At 58.4% G+C, this 20,041-nt stretch carries 18 protein-coding genes; 10 read left to right on the top strand and 8 right to left on the bottom strand.

All coding sequences use genetic code 11. From position 1 onward, the window contains the following. The first annotated feature begins 16 nt into the window (after positions 1–16). The 3 genes from BM352_RS13135 to BM352_RS13125 all read left to right on the top strand — a co-directional run bounded on the left by BM352_RS13135 (position 17) and on the right by BM352_RS13125 (position 3,798). Positions 17–1,114, top strand: coding sequence for an ABC transporter ATP-binding protein (locus tag BM352_RS13135; protein WP_090217585.1), 1,098 nt, complete (start codon positions 17–19; stop codon positions 1,112–1,114). Between the two features lie 168 nt (positions 1,115–1,282). Continuing rightward, on the top strand, positions 1,283–3,088 hold the full coding sequence (edd, locus tag BM352_RS13130) for a phosphogluconate dehydratase (RefSeq protein WP_090217582.1): 1,806 nt from the start codon (positions 1,283–1,285) through the stop codon (positions 3,086–3,088). Positions 3,089–3,153: 65 nt separating this feature from the next. After that, positions 3,154–3,798 carry a bifunctional 4-hydroxy-2-oxoglutarate aldolase/2-dehydro-3-deoxy-phosphogluconate aldolase gene (locus tag BM352_RS13125; RefSeq protein ID WP_090217579.1) on the top strand — a complete coding sequence of 215 codons (645 nt, stop codon included), beginning with the start codon at positions 3,154–3,156 and terminating at the stop codon, positions 3,796–3,798. Between the two features lie 69 nt (positions 3,799–3,867). Here BM352_RS13125 and BM352_RS13120 read toward each other — a convergent pair whose 3' ends face one another. The 4 genes from BM352_RS13120 to BM352_RS13105 all read right to left on the bottom strand — a co-directional run bounded on the left by BM352_RS13120 (position 3,868) and on the right by BM352_RS13105 (position 8,818). Next, the gene (locus BM352_RS13120; RefSeq protein WP_090217577.1) at positions 3,868–5,430 is read right to left on the bottom strand and encodes a trimethylamine methyltransferase family protein; all 1,563 of its coding nucleotides are present in this window, start codon (positions 5,428–5,430) and stop codon (positions 3,868–3,870) included. Positions 5,431–5,651: 221 nt separating this feature from the next. Continuing rightward, positions 5,652–6,812 (bottom strand): TPM domain-containing protein, encoded by a 1,161-nt coding sequence (locus BM352_RS13115; RefSeq protein WP_090217576.1) that lies wholly within the window; start codon positions 6,810–6,812, stop codon positions 5,652–5,654. Positions 6,813–6,854: 42 nt separating this feature from the next. Then, the gene (locus tag BM352_RS13110) at positions 6,855–7,649 is read right to left on the bottom strand and encodes an isocitrate lyase/PEP mutase family protein (RefSeq protein ID WP_090217573.1); all 795 of its coding nucleotides are present in this window, start codon (positions 7,647–7,649) and stop codon (positions 6,855–6,857) included. Then, a complete protein-coding gene (locus BM352_RS13105; RefSeq protein ID WP_090217570.1) occupies positions 7,646–8,818 on the bottom strand; it encodes a pyridoxal phosphate-dependent aminotransferase in 1,173 nt (390 codons plus the stop codon). Before BM352_RS13105 ends, BM352_RS13110 begins: the two co-directional genes overlap by 4 nt. A gap of 258 nt (positions 8,819–9,076) precedes the next feature. Here BM352_RS13105 and cysS point away from each other — a divergent pair, with 258 nt between their 5' ends. Genes cysS through BM352_RS13090 form a run of 3 tightly spaced genes read left to right on the top strand, consistent with a single transcriptional unit; the run spans position 9,077 to position 12,838 of the window. After that, positions 9,077–10,480, top strand: a complete 1,404-nt coding sequence (gene cysS / locus BM352_RS13100; RefSeq protein ID WP_090217567.1) for a cysteine--tRNA ligase — start codon at positions 9,077–9,079, stop codon at positions 10,478–10,480. Continuing rightward, complete coding sequence (gene cimA / locus BM352_RS13095) at positions 10,477–12,096, top strand: citramalate synthase (protein ID WP_090217565.1); 1,620 nt, start codon at positions 10,477–10,479, stop codon at positions 12,094–12,096. The genes cysS and cimA overlap by 4 nt, the downstream gene beginning before the upstream one ends. After that, complete coding sequence (locus BM352_RS13090; RefSeq protein WP_090217562.1) at positions 12,086–12,838, top strand: squalene/phytoene synthase family protein; 753 nt, start codon at positions 12,086–12,088, stop codon at positions 12,836–12,838. Before cimA ends, BM352_RS13090 begins: the two co-directional genes overlap by 11 nt. Here BM352_RS13090 and BM352_RS13085 read toward each other — a convergent pair. Genes BM352_RS13085 through cobA form a run of 3 tightly spaced genes read right to left on the bottom strand, consistent with a single transcriptional unit; the run spans position 12,831 to position 16,219 of the window. Then, complete coding sequence (locus BM352_RS13085; RefSeq protein WP_090217559.1) at positions 12,831–14,072, bottom strand: MFS transporter; 1,242 nt, start codon at positions 14,070–14,072, stop codon at positions 12,831–12,833. The genes BM352_RS13090 and BM352_RS13085 overlap by 8 nt on opposite strands. A gap of 9 nt (positions 14,073–14,081) precedes the next feature. Further along, on the bottom strand, positions 14,082–15,371 hold the full coding sequence (locus BM352_RS13080) for a cobyrinic acid a,c-diamide synthase CobB (RefSeq protein ID WP_090217557.1): 1,290 nt from the start codon (positions 15,369–15,371) through the stop codon (positions 14,082–14,084). Beyond that, a complete protein-coding gene (cobA, locus tag BM352_RS13075; RefSeq protein ID WP_090217554.1) occupies positions 15,368–16,219 on the bottom strand; it encodes a uroporphyrinogen-III C-methyltransferase in 852 nt (283 codons plus the stop codon). The genes BM352_RS13080 and cobA overlap by 4 nt, the downstream gene beginning before the upstream one ends. A 97-nt stretch (positions 16,220–16,316) precedes the next feature. Here cobA and BM352_RS13070 point away from each other — a divergent pair, with 97 nt between their 5' ends. From BM352_RS13070 to BM352_RS13055, 4 genes are read left to right on the top strand one after another with little or no spacing between them, the layout of a single operon-like run. Beyond that, positions 16,317–17,360: a cobalt-precorrin-5B (C(1))-methyltransferase gene (locus BM352_RS13070; protein WP_090217551.1), complete on the top strand. Its 1,044-nt coding sequence runs from the start codon at positions 16,317–16,319 to the stop codon at positions 17,358–17,360. Then, entirely contained in the window at positions 17,357–18,088 is a 732-nt protein-coding gene (locus BM352_RS13065) for a cobalt-precorrin-6A reductase (RefSeq protein WP_090217549.1), read from the top strand. The genes BM352_RS13070 and BM352_RS13065 overlap by 4 nt, the downstream gene beginning before the upstream one ends. Then, entirely contained in the window at positions 18,075–18,698 is a 624-nt protein-coding gene (locus BM352_RS13060; protein ID WP_090217546.1) for a DNA-3-methyladenine glycosylase family protein, read from the top strand. The genes BM352_RS13065 and BM352_RS13060 overlap by 14 nt, the downstream gene beginning before the upstream one ends. Next, positions 18,695–19,366: an alpha/beta hydrolase gene (locus BM352_RS13055; protein WP_090217543.1), complete on the top strand. Its 672-nt coding sequence runs from the start codon at positions 18,695–18,697 to the stop codon at positions 19,364–19,366. Before BM352_RS13060 ends, BM352_RS13055 begins: the two co-directional genes overlap by 4 nt. Here BM352_RS13055 and BM352_RS13050 read toward each other — a convergent pair. Then, positions 19,332–19,847, bottom strand: coding sequence for a hypothetical protein (locus tag BM352_RS13050; RefSeq protein WP_217643019.1), 516 nt, complete (start codon positions 19,845–19,847; stop codon positions 19,332–19,334). The genes BM352_RS13055 and BM352_RS13050 overlap by 35 nt on opposite strands. Positions 19,848–20,041: the final 194 nt, after the last annotated feature.

The raw sequence follows: 20,041 nt of genomic DNA, 5'->3' as shown, positions 1-20,041 counted from the left end.
CGGGGAGGATAGGACAATGGCAGACCTGAAGCTTACGGGCGTTGGCAAAAAATATGGCGGCACAGTCGAGGTGCTCAAAGAGATCGATCTCGACATTACTACGGGAGAGTTGATTGTTTTTGTTGGCCCGTCCGGTTGCGGCAAATCTACCTTGTTGCGGATGATTGCGGGTCTGGAGAAGATCACGTCCGGTGAGCTGCAAATCGACGGCGAGGTGATGAACGACGTTCCTCCGGCGCAACGTGGTATCGCGATGGTGTTCCAGAGCTACGCGCTGTACCCGCACATGACTGTGCGTGATAACATGGCCTTTGCCCTGAAACTTGCCAAGAAATCCCCCGATGAGATTGATGCAGCCGTGAACCGTGCGGCCAAAGTGCTGCAACTGGACGAGTATCTGGACCGCCTGCCGAAAGCCTTGTCAGGAGGTCAACGTCAGCGGGTCGCCATTGGTCGCTCCATCGTGCGTGATCCGAAGGTTTATTTGTTCGACGAGCCGCTTTCCAACCTCGATGCCTCTTTGCGTGTCGCCACGCGTATCGAGATAGCGCAACTCAAGGAATCCATGCCGAACTCTACGATGATCTACGTCACCCACGATCAAGTGGAAGCCATGACACTGGCGACCCGTATCGTGGTTTTGGCCAATAAGGGCATCGCGCAGGTCGGCTCGCCGCTGGAGTTGTATGAGACGCCAGAAAACGAATTCGTTGCGCAATTCATCGGGTCGCCTGCCATGAACTTGATGGCTGGCGAAATCGTTGAAACTGGCAAAAATACCACCGTGACGTTGACCGAAGGCAAGGGGACTATTTCGACGAATATTCCAACTAACGCTGAGGATAAGGGTCTGAAGGTGAATGTTGGAATTCGTCCCGAAGACATGATCGCAACGGACCAGGATAACTACGCCTATTCTGGAACCGTCGATATCGTTGAGGCCTTGGGTGAGGTGACTCAGCTCTACTTTGCCAAATCAGCGCCAGAGCATGAACCTGTGATTGCCAAGCTACAGGGTATTCACACTGACCTGCGCGGCAAAGTGATCAACATGACGGCCGATCCGGCAAAGGTGCATCTTTTCGCGGACGGCCGGTCTCTGCTGTATCGCTGAAGTAGACCTCGACCGAGTTTGGCGCTCGACCGAAGTGTCGTATGATTTGAAGAATAGTTTTGGCGCTACGGGCGAGGACTGCGTCACTCCGGCGCAATTCGTGACCGCTTGGGGGGTTTACCGTTAGCGCTAACAGGCGTATACGAAGCTCAACACACGGAGGGCTCCATGCCGTTGAATTCAAAAATCGAAGACGTCACCCAACGGATCGTCAATCGGTCCAAAGACAGCCGCGCCACCTACATGGCGCGTATGCGCCAAGCTGCCGAGGAAGGTCCTCGCCGCGGCCACCTGACTTGTGGCAACCAAGCGCATGCCTATGCCGCGATGGAAGGCGATCAAAAACCCATGCTTGAAGGGCAGGGTGGCAATATTGGGATCGTTACCGCGTATAACGATATGCTTTCAGCGCATCAGCCGTTCAAAGACTATCCTGATCTGATCAAAGCAACGGCACGGGCCAATGGCGGCACCGCGCAGGTTGCGGGTGGCGTGCCGGCCATGTGCGATGGCGTGACACAGGGTCAGGTGGGCATGGAATTGTCGCTGTTTTCGCGCGATGTGATCGCACTCGCCGCTGGCGTGGCGTTGAGCCATAACACGTTTGATGCGGCGGTCTACCTCGGGGTCTGCGACAAGATTGTGCCAGGCTTGGTGATCGCGGCGGCGACCTTCGGCTATCTTCCTGGGATTTTCCTGCCTGCAGGGCCAATGCCTTCCGGCTTGCCGAATGACGAAAAGGCCAAGGTTCGCCAAAAATTTGCATCTGGTGAAGTGGGTCGCGATGCACTCATGGCGGCAGAAATGGCGTCTTACCATTCCCCAGGCACATGCACATTTTATGGCACCGCGAACTCCAACCAGATGCTGATGGAGTTTATGGGGCTGCACTTGCCCGGCTCCAGCTTCGTCAATCCCGGCACCGACATGCGCGATGCGTTGACCAACTACGGGGCCAAACGGGCGCTGGAAATCACGAACCTCGGAAATGACTATACTCCGGTTTGCGACATCCTTGACGAGAAGACCTTTGTAAACGGTCTTGTCGGATTGATGGCCACAGGCGGATCCACCAATCTGGTGATTCACATCATCGCTATGGCGCGTGCAGCGGGTGTGATCCTTGACCTGCAAGACCTGTCCGACATTTCCGACGCAACTCCGCTGATGGCGCGTGTTTACCCGAATGGCTTGGCCGACGTGAACCATTTCCACGCCGCTGGTGGGTTGACCTATATGATCGGTGAGCTGTTGGACGCAGGTCTGCTTCATCCTGACACTCGCACTGTAATGGGCGACGGGCTTGCAATGTACGCTCAGGATCCGAAGCTGCGGGACGGCAAATTGACTTGGGAAGACGCGCCACGCGAGACCCAGAACGACCGGATCTTGCGTCCGGCATCCAATCCATTTGCACCCGAAGGCGGGCTGAAACAGCTCAACGGCAATCTGGGCCGTGGCGTGATCAAAGTGTCCGCAGTTGCCCCCGAACGCCATGTGATCGAGGCGCCCGCGCGGATTTTCCAAACGCAAGATGCAGTCAAGGCCGCGTTCAAAGCCGGCGAATTCACTTCGGACACGATTGTTGTAGTCCGGTTCCAAGGCCCGAAAGCCAACGGTATGCCAGAGCTGCACGGCCTGACCCCGATCCTAGCAGTGCTGCAGGATCGTGGGTTGAAGGTCGCTTTGGTCACAGATGGCCGTATGTCCGGGGCGTCCGGCAAGGTGCCTGCGGCGATCCATGTTTGCCCGGAGGCGGTTGATGGTGGCCTGATCGGCAAGTTGCAGGACGGCGACCTGATCCGGCTTGACGCGACCCAAGGTACGCTGGAAGTGCTAACGCCGGACGTGCAGTCGCGAGCCGCAACCGCCCCTGACCTGAGTGATAACTCGCACGGGATTGGTCGCGAGCTGTTCTCCATCTTCCGCGAAACCGCGGGCACTGCTGCCGATGGTGCAGGGGTTGTGGTTTAGTCGCGCGACGTGTTCTAGATATCTAAGGGTCGGATGCATTAACGACCTGACAACAAGGATAGAAAATGATGACTCCTCTTCAAGCCAGCCAGCTTGCCCGTGAAATCTGCGAACTTGCTCCTATTGTCCCCGTTCTGGTCGTCGACGACGCGGCGCATGCCGAGCCTTTGGCACAAGCCCTTGTTGCGGGTGGGTTGCCTGCTTTGGAAGTTACATTGCGCACACCTGCGGCGCTGGAAGTGATTGCGGAGATGGCAAAGGTCGAAGGTGGTGTCGTTGGGGCAGGGACACTTCTGACCCCCGCTGATGTTCATGCGGCGATCGATGCTGGCGCGAAATTCGGCGTCTCACCCGGTGCTACGGACCGTTTGCTGGATGCGTGTGAGGAGGCTGGACTTCCATTGCTTCCGGGCGTTGCGACTGCATCGGAGGCGATGCGCCTTCTTGAACGCGGTTACACTATGTTGAAGTTTTTCCCGGCAGAAGCCTCCGGCGGAGCACCTGCGTTGAAGGCCATTGGTGCGCCGATCCCGCAAGTGAGCTTTTGCCCGACAGGAGGCGTAAGTCCCAGCAATGCAAAGGATTACCTAAGCTTGCCAAACGTGATCTGTGCGGGTGGCTCTTGGGTCGCGCCGTCCGACAAGGTGCGTGCGGGCGATTGGGATGCTATCACCAAGCTGGCCAAAGACGCTGCGGCTTTGCCGCGCTAAAGCTTCGCTGTACAAATGCAACGGACTGGGCCTGCCCCCGTCCGTTGCAATTCAATGAGCCGAAGCGCCTTAGACGGGCAGGTGGATGGCAAATCTCTTGCGGATGGCAGCATCTACCGCCGGATCGAACTCCGCCAAGGACCGCTCCGCCAGAATTGCCTCTTTCTTCTCGGTTGCTTTCTCTAGCAGGTCTGGCTTGTCCTTCTCCGCCCATTCTTTGGGAGAGGTGCGGTCGCCCAAGTTGGGGTAGACATAGTCACTTTCCATCCGGCTCAGTGTTTGGTCTGCGCCAAGGTAATGGCCCACGCCTTTCGCCCCGTTTACCCCAAGACAGGTCGCGCGCATCACGTCGAGCGCAAGTGTCTCTTCGTTTACGTCGATCCCGCGTACGCAACGCAGGGCTTGGCCAATCAAGTCGTCGCCCAAGATCAAACTCTCGTGGCAAAAACCCAGCAATGACGCGTGCATCCCCGCCGCCTCATAGACCATGTTCAGCCCTGACAGCCCCGCCATGACGTTGGAGCACATTTGCTCCCAACCCGCCTGCATATCCGGCATTTTGGAATCCGACGCACCAGCAGCAGCGCCGCCGGGAATGCCATAAAACTGGTGCATCTGGGCGCAGCCAGCCGTTAGCAATGCTTGTTCACCCGAACCAACGGACATGGCACCCGTGCGCAGGTCCAGCCCGAAAGGCCAAGTGCCAAAGATCGCAGGATAGCCGGGTTGGATGGCGTTTACATAGACAACACCCGCAAGGCACTCCGCCACGGCTTGCACAATTGCGCCTGCGACGGGCGAAGGCGCGGTGGCCCCTGCCATGCCTGCCGACAACAACAACACCGGCATTCCACCTGCGATGCATTCCTCCATGACGCGGCACGCTTCTGTCGCGAATTTCATCGGGGGCACCACAAAGCAGTTGGAGTTCGACAAAAACGGACGCGCGCGCCAGGCGTCTTCACTGCCCGCGATCATGTGCAGAAGCTCTAATCCACCTGCAACGTAATCTGGCTCGGTGAAGGAAACACCGACATGCTTCTTGGTGCCGCGACAGCAGGCATAGATCGTGTTCAGGTCCATCTCGTAATTGTTCGGGATATCACGACAGACCATCGGGCGTTGCAGGAAGTGGATGTTGTCCAACCGGTCGGCAATCCGCGCCGCATCAAACAAATCCTGCACGGTGCTTTCGCGGTAGTCTCGCCCGGCAACATCAACAAGATGGACGGCGGCGCCCGCGGTCCCGTAATGGACCTTTTTGCCGCCGAGATGCATATCCCGCGACGGATCACGCCCGTAAAGCGTGACATCCTTACACGCCACCGCAAGCATGTCTTCGACCAAGGCGCGCGGGAAGCGGATGCGGCCGTCATCGCCCAGAATAGCGCCCGCGCCTGTTAGAATGGCAATGCCAGTGTCGGGGGCATCGGCCAGCCCGATCTCTTCAAGCGCGGTCAGTGCAGCCTCGTGAATGTTGGCGATGTCGATATCTGACAGAACGCGCAATTGCCCGCCTTGAAGGCCCGGGCCGATGGCGCGTTTGTCTAGGGCGAGGGGGGCAGACCGTATGGCGCGGCGCGCGGCGCGTCCGCCACTGCGACGAGGGGAGCTTGGGGTTTGATCGTTCATTGTCGGGTCTTTCGGAAAGGAAATTGGGAAAGGATCAAATCACTTTCATGCCGGACGACCGCGCGCAGCGCGACCGCGCCGCGCCCCGATTGTGCGGGTCACCAAAACATCCATGCATCCGCGTTGCTGCATAAAGCCCCTCCGATCTACCGATTTTGGCAAGCGGCGAGGGGTATTCTGTCCTGTTTGCGCCAATCGGGTCTGTTTGCGTCAATAAATCGCTACCAGCTGCCCGACGCACCGCCACCAGACGAGCTGCCTCCACCGAATGACGATGAGGAGGACGAGCTGCCGCCAAAGCTGGAGGAGCTACCGCTGTCATTGCGGGAAATGCGTGGGATCGACTTTTTCTCCGACGCGGTGTGGCCGCAATTCTGGCAGGTGTGGTCCAGCTGCGCGATGCCCATGCTGATGGTGCTGGGATGCGACAGAACCGTCCGCTTGGTCTCGTAGGTGTGGTAGCCACATTCAGGGCAGGCAGCATGTTTTGAGAACATTTTCGGGTAGCCGACAACGGTGACATGCTCGTCATTCGTACAAAACCACACGCCGTAATCTTTGGACTGGACGCGCTCTTCGACCAGTTGCCCGTGATCCAGATACTGGTCTTCTTGTGCTTCACCCAACCGCATCATCATGTTTCCGCATTCGGGGCATTTGCGGGGGCGATAGCGTTGAAAACCGCGGAAGCCGAAGAAGCCCGCCACGGCGGTGATGGCAGCAAGGATCATAGCACCAATCGGATTGCCGTCGAAGAACGCCCGAATGCGGTCGAGTAGCCCGGTTTGACGCGGCTCGGGAGGCTGTTCCAGCACGCGGGGCTGTGGGGCGACGACAGGCTGCGTCTGCGGTTGCGTTTGGTCTTGTGGGCTTGCTGCGCGTTGGTCATCAGGGTGAGTGATCCGGCTTAATGCGGCGCGCGTGCCTGCCAGAATGCCATCTGCCACGCGGCCTTCGCTGAAGGCGGGAATGATGTCGCTTTGAATGATGCGCGCCGCGATGCCGTCTTGGCGGGCAGGGTAGCCCGCGCCAAGTGCAATGCGCACCTCGCGGTCCTCAATCGCCACGAGAAGCAAGATGCCGTCATTCCGTTCGGCATTTCCGATACCCCAGCCATTGAACAGGTCTTTGGAAAAGCTCGCGATGTCGGTCGAAGGAAGGTAATCCTCACGTGATCGGATGGTCACCACCGTCATTTCGCGGCCGGATTTTTCACGGGCGGCCTGAAGCTCTGCGTTAATTCGCGCCTCTGCTTCGGGGCTTAGAATGTCCGCAAAATCATTGGTGAGGATAGTATAATATTGCGGATAGGGCAGTTTGTCCTGCGCCGCAGTTACCGCGGGCACAAGGGCCACAAGCAGCACCATAAGAAAGCGAACCATCAAATTTATCCCGTCCAAGAGCCTTAGACGACGTGATGCCCGCTAACTTAATAGTTTGTCCACCTCTGCACTTGAGATTCCTTGGCTCAGAGGTGTGAAATCGCCATCCTTCAGCATCGACAGGCCTGCGTCATGGATCACGCGATGCGTCGCCCGCGCCAGAGCGGAGCCAACGGAAATGCGGGCGGCCCCCAAAGCCGCGTAATCCGCAAGGCTGTGTTTTGCGTTGCGTCCCGCGGCCAGCACGTTTACCGGCTTGTCGGTCGCGTCAATGACGCGTTTCAGGTCGTCCATCGTTTTTGGAATTGGCACATAGAGCCCGTCGGCCCCGGCCGCATCAAAGGCGCGAATACGGCGAAGTGCTTCTTCGATGTCATAAGCTCCGGTCATCACCCCATCTGCGCGGGCGACGAAGAAGAAATCCTCGCTTAAGGCGCGTGCAGCGCTGGAGGCTGCGCGTACGCGTTCTACCGCAAGATCAAAGTCATAGACGCGATCGGATGCCTCAATGGTGTCTTCAATGCAAATTCCGGCTAACCCGGCTTCACCCGAGAGGCGGACCGTCTCTGCGCAGGTCTCCGGTGCTTCGCCAAAGCCATCTTCAAAGTCCCCTGAAACCGGCACATCCACCGCCGCCACAAGGTCTTGCGCATGAGCAAGCGCCTCATCCCGGGTGACTTTGCCGCCGTCTGGTCGTCCTAAGGTAAAAGCATGGGCTGCCGAGGAGGTGCCGATGGCCTTGGCGCCCAAACCTGCCAGCATCTTGGCCGACCCTATATCCCAAGCGTTCGCCAGAACGAACGGATTGCCCGGTTGGTGCAGTTCGCGGAAGGTCATGGCTGTATCTCCTTGGCAAAGTCGACAATTGTTTTAAGTGCGGTGGCGAAAGCGTCGTCGTCAACAGTCATGGCAACACGTACGTGGCCCGCGGCACTGGAGCCGAAGCTTTCGCCCGGCATCACGGCGATTTTGTGCGTGTCGAGCAACTTTTCGGCAAAACCCTCGCCTGTCAGTTCGGTCGCGCGCATATCGAGCATCATATACATCGCCCCGGATGACGGGACGAGCCCGACGACGTTTTGCTCGGCAAGGATCGCCTGACCAATTGCGCGGCGGCGGCGGAAGGGGGCGCCCACCTTTTCTTCCAGAGCTAACCCTTCGCCCAAGGCGAAAACAGCGGCGTCCTGAATGTACCCTGGCACGCCGTAGGTGGTATGCGTGGCCAAGGTGATCAAATTGGCGATAACGTCTTTCGGCCCGACGATCCAGCCAACGCGGCTTCCGGTCATTGCATGGCTTTTTGACATGGAACCGACGACCAGCGTGCGCTCTGCCATGCCCTCTAGCGTGCGGGGGCTGATATGCGTGCCTTCCCAGACTTGGGTGTCATACACCTCGTCCGAAATGCACCACATGTCGTATTCGCGGCAGGCACGCGCGATGCCTTCGACTGTCTCACGGGTGTAGACGACACCGGTCGGATTGTTCGGGCTGTTGACCAACAGCGATTTGGCGCCAGAGGATTTCGCTGCAATATCCGCAAAGGCTGGCTGGAACGCATTTTCCGGCAAGCAAGGGACAGCGCGTGGTACAGCGCCAACGCTGCGCAGGGTGCCGGGGTAGGTGGCGTAATAAGGGTCGCAATAGAGCGCGACATCGCCTTCGTCACACACAGCATGATGCGACGCAAACAGCGCCGACTGGCCACCGGGGGTAATCAGAACGTTGTTACGCGTGGTGTGCACACCCGTGCGTGCGGTCAGGCGGGCGGCAACGGCGTCTCGCAAGCTATCGGTTCCGGGCACCATAGCGTAGCCGGTATGCCCTCCGCTGGCAGAGCGGTGCATGGCATCCAGAATGCTTTGATCGGTGCGGATGTCATGCTCGCCAATTGTCAGTTCGGTCACAGCCACGCCGTCATCGACCATCTTGCGCGCCTTGTAAAACACGTCCCAGCCGTCCGAGCCGCCGCCCGTAAGGCCAACAATTCGTTTAGACATATTCATAAGCCGCTCCTTTTGCCTCACGCGAATGGGCCAGCCCAGACCCACAGTGTCAAATCGAATTTTGTGATAGTCATCATTGCTGACCTAAATCCGCGCTCGACCGATTGGTCAACGCCTGCTATGCAATCCTTATGACGACACGCACCATCATTATTTGTTGCTGCATTACCTTCTGAGTTTCTCAGGCGGGTCGTTTTGCGTTTTCCATCTTAGGTCAGTTTCGCTACACCCGCCGCAACACCTGCGCGTGAGGCCCTTATGACGATCAAGCTTTATAACACAAAGACCCGCTCCAAAGAGGTCTTTACCCCGATCGACCCGAACAACGTGCGCATGTATGTCTGCGGCCCGACCGTTTACGAGCGTGCGCATCTGGGCAACGCACGCCCCGTTTTGGTGTTCGACATGCTCTACCGCCTGTTGCGCCATGAATACGGTGCGGATCACGTGAAATACGTGCGCAATTTCACCGACGTGGATGATCGTATCAACGCCACAGCCTTGGCGCGCAAAGAGGCGGGTGCCAGCGGCACGCTGGAAGAGCTGATCAAGGCCCGCTCCGACGAGACAATCGAGTGGTATCACGACGACATGGATGCGCTTGGCGCGATGCGGCCCGATGAAGAGCCACGCGCCACGGCTTACATCGGCGCAATGATCGCGATGATCGAAGACCTGATCGCCAAAGGCCACGCCTATGCCGCAGAGGGTCATGTGCTGTTCAAAGTGCGCAGCTACAAAGATTACGGCAAGCTGTCCGGCCGTTCGGTTGATGATATGATTGCCGGTGCGCGGGTCGAAGTGGCGCCCTATAAAGAAGACCCGATGGATTTCGTGCTGTGGAAGCCGTCCTCGGACGATCTGCCCGGTTGGGAGAGTCCATGGGGCAGGGGCCGTCCGGGCTGGCACATCGAATGCTCCGCCATGGCGTACGAGCTGTTGGGTGACAGCTTTGATATCCACGGCGGCGGCAACGACCTGACCTTCCCGCACCACGAAAACGAGATCGCGCAGAGCAAATGCGCAGGCCACGGTTTCGCGAATGTCTGGATGCACAACGAGATGCTACAGGTCGAGGGCAAGAAGATGTCCAAGAGCTTGGGCAACTTCTTCACGGTGAGGGACTTGCTGGACCAAGGCGTGCCGGGCGAGGTGATTAGGTTCGTGATGCTGTCCACCCATTATCGCAAGCCGATGGACTGGACGGAGAAGAAGCGGGAAGAGGCGGAGAAGACGCTTGGTGACTGGGTCAAAGCAACTGATGGAGTTGTGCCGAGCTTGCCTGACAAGGGTGTAGTTGCAGCACTTTCAGATGATCTAAATACTGCTGGAGCGATTACCCGTCTCCATGAGCTTTCCAAGTCCGAAGATAAGGCGAGTCTGAAAGCTTCTATCCATTTTCTAGGAATTGATATCGACAAGTTCGCGAAGGAGCAGTCGATCTTGAGTTCGATTGAGGAGGGTTTGAAGACAGCGCCGATTGTAGAAGCGCTTGAGATTGAGTTGAGAAAAGCGCGACTTGAGAAGAATTTTGCCCGTGCTGATGAAATCCGAGATGGGTTCAAGAATGCAGGGCTCGCTATTACCTATGACAGCGATGGCGGTATAACTTTCAAACGAGAAGCGAATTTCGACCCCACCAAACTTGAGGCCCTCAAATGAGCCCTCGCGAACGGATCACGCTTTTCGACACCACTTTGCGCGACGGGCAGCAGACGCAGGGGGTGCAATTCTCTACGCCTGAGAAGGTCGAGATTGCCAAAATGCTCGATAAACTCGGCATCGACTACATCGAAGGTGGCTGGCCCGGTGCGAACCCGACGGATAGCGAATTTTTCGCCAATCCGCCCAAGACCTTTGCCACCATGACCGCGTTCGGAATGACCAAGCGTGCGGGGCGCTCGGCGGGCAACGACGACGTTCTGGCCGCCGTTTTGAACGCCAACACGCCAGCGGTGTGTCTTGTGGGCAAGACGCATGACTTTCATGTTGAAACCGCGCTTGGCATCTCCCTCGACGAAAACCTTGAGAACATTGAGAAAAGCTTCGAGCATGTCATCGCGCAAGGCCGCGAAGCGCTGTTTGATGCCGAGCATTTTTTCGACGGCTACAAATCCAATCCCGATTATGCGCTCTCCTGCATCCACGCGGCGTTCAAGGCCGGCGCATTGATCGTCCTGTGTGATACAAACGGTGGCACGCTCCCTTCGGAAATCTCTGAGATCGTCGGCAAAGTTATCGAAAGCGGTATCCCCGGGAAGCGGCTTGGCATCCATACACATAACGATACCGACAATGCTGTTGCGGGCTCCTTGGCGGCGGTTGACGCAGGTGTGCGCCACATTCAAGGCACACTGAATGGGCTGGGGGAGCGGTGCGGCAATGCCAACCTGACTTCCCTGATCCCGACGCTGCTGTTGAAAGAGCCTTACCGGTCAAACTACGAGATCGGGGTAAGCGAGGACAATCTACACCTGCTAACACTGGCGTCACGCAAACTGGACGACATCCTGAATCGCGTTCCCAACAAGCACGCGCCCTATGTCGGGGCCTCCGCTTTTGCGCACAAGGCTGGCCTTCACGCCTCTGCCATCCTCAAAGATCCGACGACTTACGAGCATATCGACCCCGCCTTGGTCGGCAACGCCCGCATCATCCCCATGAGCAATCAGGCAGGGCAGTCCAATCTGCGCAAGCGCCTCGGTGAGATGGGGCTGAAAGATATTGATGCCAATGCCTTGCCGCGTATTCTTGATGTTATAAAGCAGCGTGAAGATGAAGGCTATTCTTACGACACCGCGCAAGCCTCCTTCGAGCTTCTGGCCCGTCGGGAGTTGGGCCTGTTGCCGAACTTCTTCGAGGTGAAGCGCTACAAGGTTACGGTGGAGCGCCGGAAGAACAAATACGACAAGATGGTCAGCCTTTCGGAAGCCGTAGTCGTGGTCAAAGTGGGCAAAGACAAGATGCTGTCCGTTTCCGAAAGCCTTGACGCGACAGGGTCTGACCGTGGCCCTGTGAACGCCCTGTCCAAGGCATTGGCCAAGGATTTGGGTCCGTATTCCGCGCTCATCGAAGATATGCGGCTGGTGGACTTCAAGGTCCGTATCACCCAAGGCGGCACCGAGGCTGTGACCCGCGTCATCATTGACAGCGCTGACAGCTCTGGCCGCCGCTGGTCAACCGTCGGCGTGTCCCCGAATATCGTCGATGCCTCGTTCGAGGCGCTGCTGGACGCGATCAACTGGAAGCTGGTGCAAGAGGGCGCGCATGTCTCTTGAGGCCTGTCGCTCCCTTGTGGAGCGCGCTGATCCCGACAGATTTGCCGCGGCGCAGTTAGGGACTGAGGCGGCACAAAAGGTTATGTGGCCGCTTTATGCGATGAATGTCGAAGTCAGCCGCGCTCCGTGGGTCACACAAGAGCCGATGATCGCAGAGATGCGTTTGCAATGGTGGCGTGACGCGCTGGAAGAAATCGTTGAAGGCAAACCTGTGCGCGGTCACGAGGTCACCCTCGCTCTTGCCGCCTCCATCGGCGCGTCGGAAGCGTTGCAACTAGACCGATTGGTGCAAGCCCGCCGTTGGGACATCTACAGTGAGCCCTTTGAAAGCGAAGCTGCGCTGCTCAGCTATCTCGATGACACTGCCGGTGGGCTGATGTGGTCAGGGGCTGCGGCACTTGGCGCACCGACTGACGCCAAGGAAGACGTCTTCGCGTTCGGGCGGGCTACGGGTTTGGCGCGTTTCTTGCAAGCTGTGCCAGAGCTGGAGGCGCGTGGACGCTATCCACTGGTGGATGGTCGGCCGCAGGGGGTGGCCGATCTGTGTGAGCGTGTTCTGACCACCATGCCGAACTACAAGGCGTTAAAACGCCGTTTGGGTGGTGATGCAGCGTCTGTCCTGATCGAAGGTTGGCAGGCGCGCGTCTTGCTGAAACAAGCCAGCGCAAATCCCGCGCGGGTTGCGAACGGTGCTCTGGCCCTAAGCGAGTTTGGCAAGCGTTGGCGGTTGCTGCTTAGTTAGTGGCGGTTTTTGGCCGCAGAGCCAGCCAGATCAACGCGCCTCCCGCAAGCGTCAGGAACGGGACCATCGCGATGTTCACGGCGTTCCAGCCTTCGATTGCCGAGCCGCCGGAGCAGTTCATCAACCCGCCAGATGCCAAGGACGCCAAGGTCACGCAACCGAAAACGATCGAGTCGTTCAGGCCTTGGACGACACCGCGCTCCGCAATCGTGTGGGACGAGGCGAGCATTGTTGTCGCGCCAATAAAGCCGAAGTTCCAGCCGATGCCCAGCAAGATGAGCGCCGCGAAGAAATTGCCCAGCGTCACACCTGTAAGGGCCACCACACCAGCAAGGCCGAGGATTACGAGGCCGGTTGCGACGATTTTTTCCACGCCAAAGCGGTTGATCAAATGGCCAGTGAAAAAGGACGGGATGAACATCGCAAGCACGTGGGCCGATACGATGTCATTGGCGCTGTCTGCGGTGTATCCGCAGCCCATGACGGCCAGCGGGGTCGACGTCATGACCAAATTCATCAACGCGTAGGACACCATCCCGCAGATTACTGCGACGCCAACGCGCGGCGTTTTCAGCAACTCCATCTTGGATCGGACGGCCTCGGTGGTTTTCGCTTTGGCGGCGGCCATTGCTGCGGCGTTGGGCAAGTCCAGCAGGAAGAACAAAGACATTCCGACAAGGTTCAGCACCACAATCGCTATGTAGCTGCCCAAGAACGGGATCACGCTGAAGTCAAACATCACCTTGTTCAGCTGTGGGCCGACGATCGCTGACAACAAGCCGCCCGCCATGACATAGGAAATCGCCTTTGCGCGGAACTGCTCGGATGCGCCGTCGGCTGCGGCAAAGCGATAGAATCCCTGCGCAGACATGTAGATACCGCTGATATAGCTGCCCAGAAGCAAAAGCAGGAAGGAGCCCAGATAAAGCCCGAACCCTGCGACCGTTGCGCCCAAAGCTCCTGCGATCGCGCCGATTACAAACCCCGTGCGCCGTCCGCGGCGTTGCATCAAGGGGCTGATCCATGGCGCTGTCGTCATCGAACCAAAGACGATCATCGAGATCGGCAGGGTGGCGAGGCAGGGATTCGGCGTCAGTGAATTGCCGACCAATCCGCCCACAACAAAGAGCATGGGCATCTGGCTGCCCAGTATTGCTTGGGCAGCAACCAGAACCGCGACGTTGCGACGGGTGCGGGGATCGGATTTGGCGGGGGCGATAGTAGCGTCAGACATATGCTATCGCTACGCCTTGAGGGCGAGGGTGTCCAGACGATCAATCACATGCGCGAATGAGCCACAGACACGCCCCTTTCGCAGCCCCATGGGCGGAAGCGCTGAGCCCTCGGCATCAGTAGCGTCGAACAACGGCTCGCCTTCGGCTTTCAGCGTGGTGGCGTAGTGGAATTCGTGGCCTTTGAACACGCCCTTAAACGGAAGGCATGTCCCGGCGAGGTTCCGATAGCCCAGATGAAGTTTCCGTTCAGCGAAGCTGGTCTGTAACGCGAGCAACCCAGCCATCTTATGGGAGGTACCATCTGCGTCAATCAACGCTTCCCCGAGCACCATGTAACCTCCGCATTCTCCATATATATCAGCTGTTTCGGAAGCCTTTCTCAAGCTGTCCATAAAAGTGTAGTTACCGGAGATGCGCGCTGCGTGCAGTTCGGGATAACCACCGGGTAGGAACACAAGATCGCACGGGGGGACCGGCTGGTTCTTCAATGGCGAAAACGTCTTGATTAACGCCCCTCCAGCCCGCCAATCGTCCAGCAAATGGGGATACGCAAAAGCAAACGCTTCGTCTTGAGCCACCGAGATGCGTGGGTAAGGCAGGCTCGCCGTTGGATGACCCTGCGCGCGCATGACAAGGCTCGAAGGCAATGCGCCCAGATCAACATGGGCTTCCACGAGATCGGCCACCTCATTGAGCCACTTGTCTAGGTCGGGGCGCTCGGAGGCTTGAACCAACCCGAGATGCCGTGACGGGTGGGCCAAATCAGGGCGCCGTGGCAGGGCCCCTAAAACTGGCAAATGATCGGGGAAGTGACGCCGCAGCATGGCCTCGTGGCGCGGGCTGGCAACTTTATTGAGGATGACGCCTGCCACATGAACGCCTTCGCGATGGCGCGCGAAGCCTTCTGCGATGGCGGCCGCGCTTTGCCCCATGCCAGAACCGTCGATGACAAGAACAACTGGAACCCCGAGGATCTGTGCGACATCAGCGGCGGATCCTTTGCCATCGGGCATCGCGCCATCAAACAGGCCCATCGCGCCTTCCACTACAAGGAAGTCGTCGCCCAGTCCTTGTGCCAAGGAGCGGATGCGCTCGGGGCCCATGGCCCAAGCATCAAGATTGAAGCAGGATCGCCCGCAAGCCGCTTCGTGAAATCGCGGATCGATATAATCAGGGCCGGATTTCGCGCCGCGCACAGGGCCGCGACGCGACAGCGCACGGAGCAGGCCAAGCGTGACTGTTGTTTTTCCGGAGCCGGACGAGGGGGCGGCAATCAACAGCCCGTGGCCCGGGATCATGCGCTTTCGGCCGGACGGCCCCGACCCAACGGGTCCAGATTGCGCGGTGCCTCGCCCGCCATTTGGCCTTGCCAATCCAGCACCTGACGCATGGCAACTGCGCGGCCCACACAAATGATCGCGGGCGGTTCGGCCCCAGCAGCCTCGATATCGGCGACGCAGGTGCCAAGGGTGGTTTCAAGCACTTGCTGTTGCTCGGTCGTGGCGGTGGTGACGATGGCGACAGGTTCAGTAGCCGGGCGGCCAGCGGCCAGCAGTTGCGCGGTGATATGGGCGATATGCTTCATTCCCATATAGATCACGATCACCTGCGAGCCTTTGGAAATCGCGGTCCAGTCAAGACTGCTTGTGGCGTTGCCGGACTGGTCGTGGCCGGTCACAAAGGTCACCGATTGGTTCACGTCGCGGTGGGTGACAGGGATGCCTGCGTATGCCAAGCCACCGATCCCTGCACTGATGCCGGGAATAATGCGGATCGGGATGCCGTGCTGGACCAGAGTTTGCGCCTCTTCACCGCCACGTCCAAAGACGAAGGGATCGCCGCCTTTCAAGCGCAGAACGCGTTTGCCCTCGCGCGCCAGATCGACCAACCTGAGAGAGATGTCGCGTTGCTTTGCCGACGGCTTACCGCCGCGCTTGCCTGCATAGATGTGTTCGGCCTGCGGCGCCCAAGCCAGAATGGCCTCTTGGACCAATGCGTCATAGATCACCACATCCGCCTGCCGAAGCGCATTCAACGCATGCAGTGTCAACAGACCCGGATCACCGGGGCCAGCGCCACACAACCACACCCAACCTTTTTCAAGGACGGGCCATTGGCCTTGGGGAAGGGGCATCGAGTCGCTCATGGGTCCTTTATGACCTGTAACCCAGCCGTGCAAAAGCGAAAGAGCGACGCCGCAATCGCCATTGGCGGCGCGATGACGTGGCGCTAAGGTCGCGCCTATGAGTGATGAAACCCCTCCCAAACTGCGACGTGGCTGGACCACTGGAGCCTGTGCGACGGCCGCAGTGAAGGCTGGATTGCAGATACTATGGGGCGAGGGCACCCCGACAGACGTCACAATCACATTGCCCAAGGGCGAAACACCGGTTTTTGCGCTAGCAACCGTCTCTGAAGGTGCCGGATGGGTCGAGGTCGGGATCGAAAAGGACGCAGGCGATGACCCCGACGTAACACACGGAGCTCTGATCAAGGCCCGCGTCGCTGCCTCTGACGGAGGCGTTGTCTTTCGCGCAGGCGAAGGCGTGGGAACTGTTACCAAACCGGGGTTGCCGATTGCAGTGGGAGAGCCTGCGATCAACCCGATGCCGCGCGCGATGATGGACGAAGTTGTCGCAGAATTGGCCGGCGAGTACGGAAAAATGCCTGATGTCGAGATCACGGTGTCTGTTCCAAATGGGGCGGAGATTGCGAAGAAAACATGGAACCCAAGGCTGGGGATTGTCGGAGGGCTATCGATCTTGGGAACCACAGGCGTGGTGCGTCCGTTCTCGTGCTCGGCGTGGATCGCCTCAATCCACCGCGGGATTGATGTCGCGCGGGCGGTGGGGCTGACCCATGTTGCAGGGTGCACCGGCGCCACCTCGGAGCGCGTGGTTCAAGAGATGTTGGGACTGCCTGACCACGCAATGCTGGATATGGGGGATTTCGCGGGTGGGCTGCTCAAGTACCTGTCGCGCCATCCGGTGGATAGGATCACGATCGGGGGCGGGATTGGCAAGATGACGAAGCTGGCGCAAGGCGCGCGCGACTTGCATTCCAAACGCTCTCAAGTTGATTTTAATGCTTTGAATGAATGGGTTGCAGTAGATATCTCAGGTTCCAATACGGCGCTGGAGGCAGTGACGGCTGCACCTGAACTGGCTGAGCGTGTGGCACGGGAAGCGTTGGGAAACATCAAAGCTATCCTGAAAGACGCACCGGTCGAGCCAAGCGTCGTGATTATTGATCGGGCGGGCAATGTGCTCGCTAAGGCAGGGCTATGAAGATCCTGCTTTTGGCGGGCACAAGCGAGGCCCGGGATTTGTCGATTGCGTTGCAAGCGCGTGGCCACACGGTCGTGGCCTCACTGGCAGGCGCGACCCGTGCGCCGCGTGACTTAGGCTGTAAGATGCGGATCGGCGGGTTTGGGGGCGAGCAGGGATTTCGCGACTGGCTGGCTGCTAATCCGGTGGATCTGGTGATCGATGCGACGCATCCTTTTGCAACCAGAATATCTGAGCGTACAGCACGAGTTTGCGCGGATGAGGGTATCCAATGTTTGCAAGTAAGACGTGAAGAATGGTCGCCAACCATCGACGATAAATGGAATTTTATTGATGAACCCCCTGAAGCAAATGGCGTCATTGAAGCGGGCTCGCGGGTGTTCCTTGCGACGGGGCGACAAACTCTTGAACAATTCTCAGGTCTGTCGACATGTTACCTGATTTGCCGTCAAATTGATCCGCCGGAGGGGCCATTTCCGTTCAGCAATGGAGAATTTTTGGTCGGGCGCCCTCCGTTTTCAATCGAGGATGAGGTGCGCCTGTTTACCAAGCTCAAGATAGACTGGCTTGTCGTGAAGAACGCTGGCGGGGAAATGTCCCGCTCCAAGCTTGATGCTGCGCGGCAGTTGGGGATGCGGGTGCTGATGATTAACCGAAAGCCCCCGCCGGAAGGGGCCATCGTCACGACGGTTCAGGCTGCGCTGGATTGGCTCGATGCGCATTATTAAAGGTGACCCATGTGTGGCTGAAGGTGCCGCGTGGTTGGCGGGCCGCGAGCCACGCTTTGCGCTGGCGTTGGAGCAAGTTGGACCATTGCCCTTGCGCCTAAAGCCGGAGGGGTTTTCCGAGCTGCTTTCCGCAATCATGGGCCAGCAGGTCTCTATTGCCTCTGCGGCGGCGATCAACGCGCGGCTACGCGAGGCGGGGATGACGCATGAGGCGGCGGTAGCCGCGGCCAGCGAGGAGGAGCTACGTGCCTGTGGGCTGTCACGCCAGAAGATCAAATACGCCCATGCCTTGGCAAATTCCGGAATCGACTTTGATGCCTTGCGCGGTCAGTCGACCGTTGAGGTCGTCAAAACGTTGACCGCGGTTTCAGGCATCGGGACTTGGACGGCCGAGATTTACGCGATGTTCTCATTGGGCCATGCAGATGTTTTTGCATCAGGTGATTTGGCCCTACAGGAAGCGGCGCGGATTTTGTTTGAACTGCCAGCGCGTCCCAAGGAAAAAGAGATGCGTCAAATGGCGCTAGAGTGGTCACCGTGGCAAAGCGTTGCCGCCCGCATCTTGTGGGCCTATTACCGAGTGGCGAAAGATCGAGAGGGGATCACATGACACGGGTTTTGGAAAGCAGCCGCAAGGCGTCGAAATCGGGCGAGGACAGCTCGCTGGTGATCTTCCTGCACGGCTATGGTGCCGATGGTGCCGACTTGCTGGGGCTAGCGGATCCGCTTTCGGAACATTTGCCTGATACTGTCTTTGTCGCCCCCAACGCGCCAGAGCGCTGCATCGGTAATCCGATGGGATATCAATGGTTTCCGATCCCATGGATCGACGGCTCCTCCGAAGAGGAATCAGAGCGCGGGATGATGCAGGCGGTCGAAGACCTCAACGCCTATATCGACGCGACGATGGAAGACGAAGGTGTCTCCGAGGCAGAGACCATCCTTGTCGGCTTCTCGCAAGGGACGATGATGGCGCTGCATATCGCACCGCGTCGTGAGGATCAGTTTGCCGGTGTTGTCGCGTTCTCCGGACGGCTGCTGCGGCCGGAGTTGCTAAAAGACGAGGCAAAGTCGAAGCCCCCAGTGATCTTGATCCATGGAGATCAGGACGACGTTGTGCCACCGATTTCCATGCCAGAAGCAGGCGATGCGCTGCAAGAAGCAGGCTTTCCGGTCTATGGCCATGTCATGAAAGGCACGGGCCACGGGATTGCACCGGATGGCCTAGGTGTCGCGCTGTCCTTTATTGGGCAGCAGCTGGGATTGGACCTTGGTTAAGGCGGCGGGCGGCACCTTTGAGTAGCGCGCGCGCATAGAGTTTGTGCAGCGGAAGCAACGCGTTGAACAACATGCCTAGCTTTCCGGTGCCCTTGTCGACTGTTACCGCTGAACCGAAATAAAGCTGCGTTCCGCCAGCGACGTTTTGCGCCATGAACCAAGATCGGGTTTTGGCGGCCATGTCACACATCAGCAATTGTGAGCCCGTGCGGTCTTCGAGATCCCATGCTGCAAAGCGTTGTGTGCGGGCATGAGCAATATCAGATGCGTCTTGGTCGGTTGACGGGCGGCGTGCGGCGATCTTCAGAACAATTCTCTCGCACCGAAACAGCGGTGCCGTGTAAAACGCTTCGACGAACTCCGCGAGTGATACCGACCGCGCGATACTGAGAGAAAAGCAGTCTGTATAGTGTCCGGAGCCGTCATCATAACGGCGCAAGAGCGCGTCTTTGGGCAGAGGAAGGGATGAAATAGTGGGCACCGCTTTGATCCTTGCATTGCTCGTTGCAAGCTTAGCTACCAGTTGATCCTTATGTCAGTTGGGAAAATCGTCACATGCACGTCACATCGCGCTGCCAGGTGTGTTGAAGCAAGTTCCATATAGCGGGGCTTGTCAGCTTTGAATAACGATATATAGTTTTTTGTAAGACTGGGGCGGGGCTCCCCGCTCTGGTG

It is taken from the genome of Litoreibacter janthinus, from assembly GCF_900111945.1.
Lineage (GTDB): Bacteria > Pseudomonadota > Alphaproteobacteria > Rhodobacterales > Rhodobacteraceae > Litoreibacter > Litoreibacter janthinus.
The sequence above is the reverse complement of the archived record's forward strand: the minus strand, read 5'-3'. Positions and strand labels throughout refer to the sequence as shown.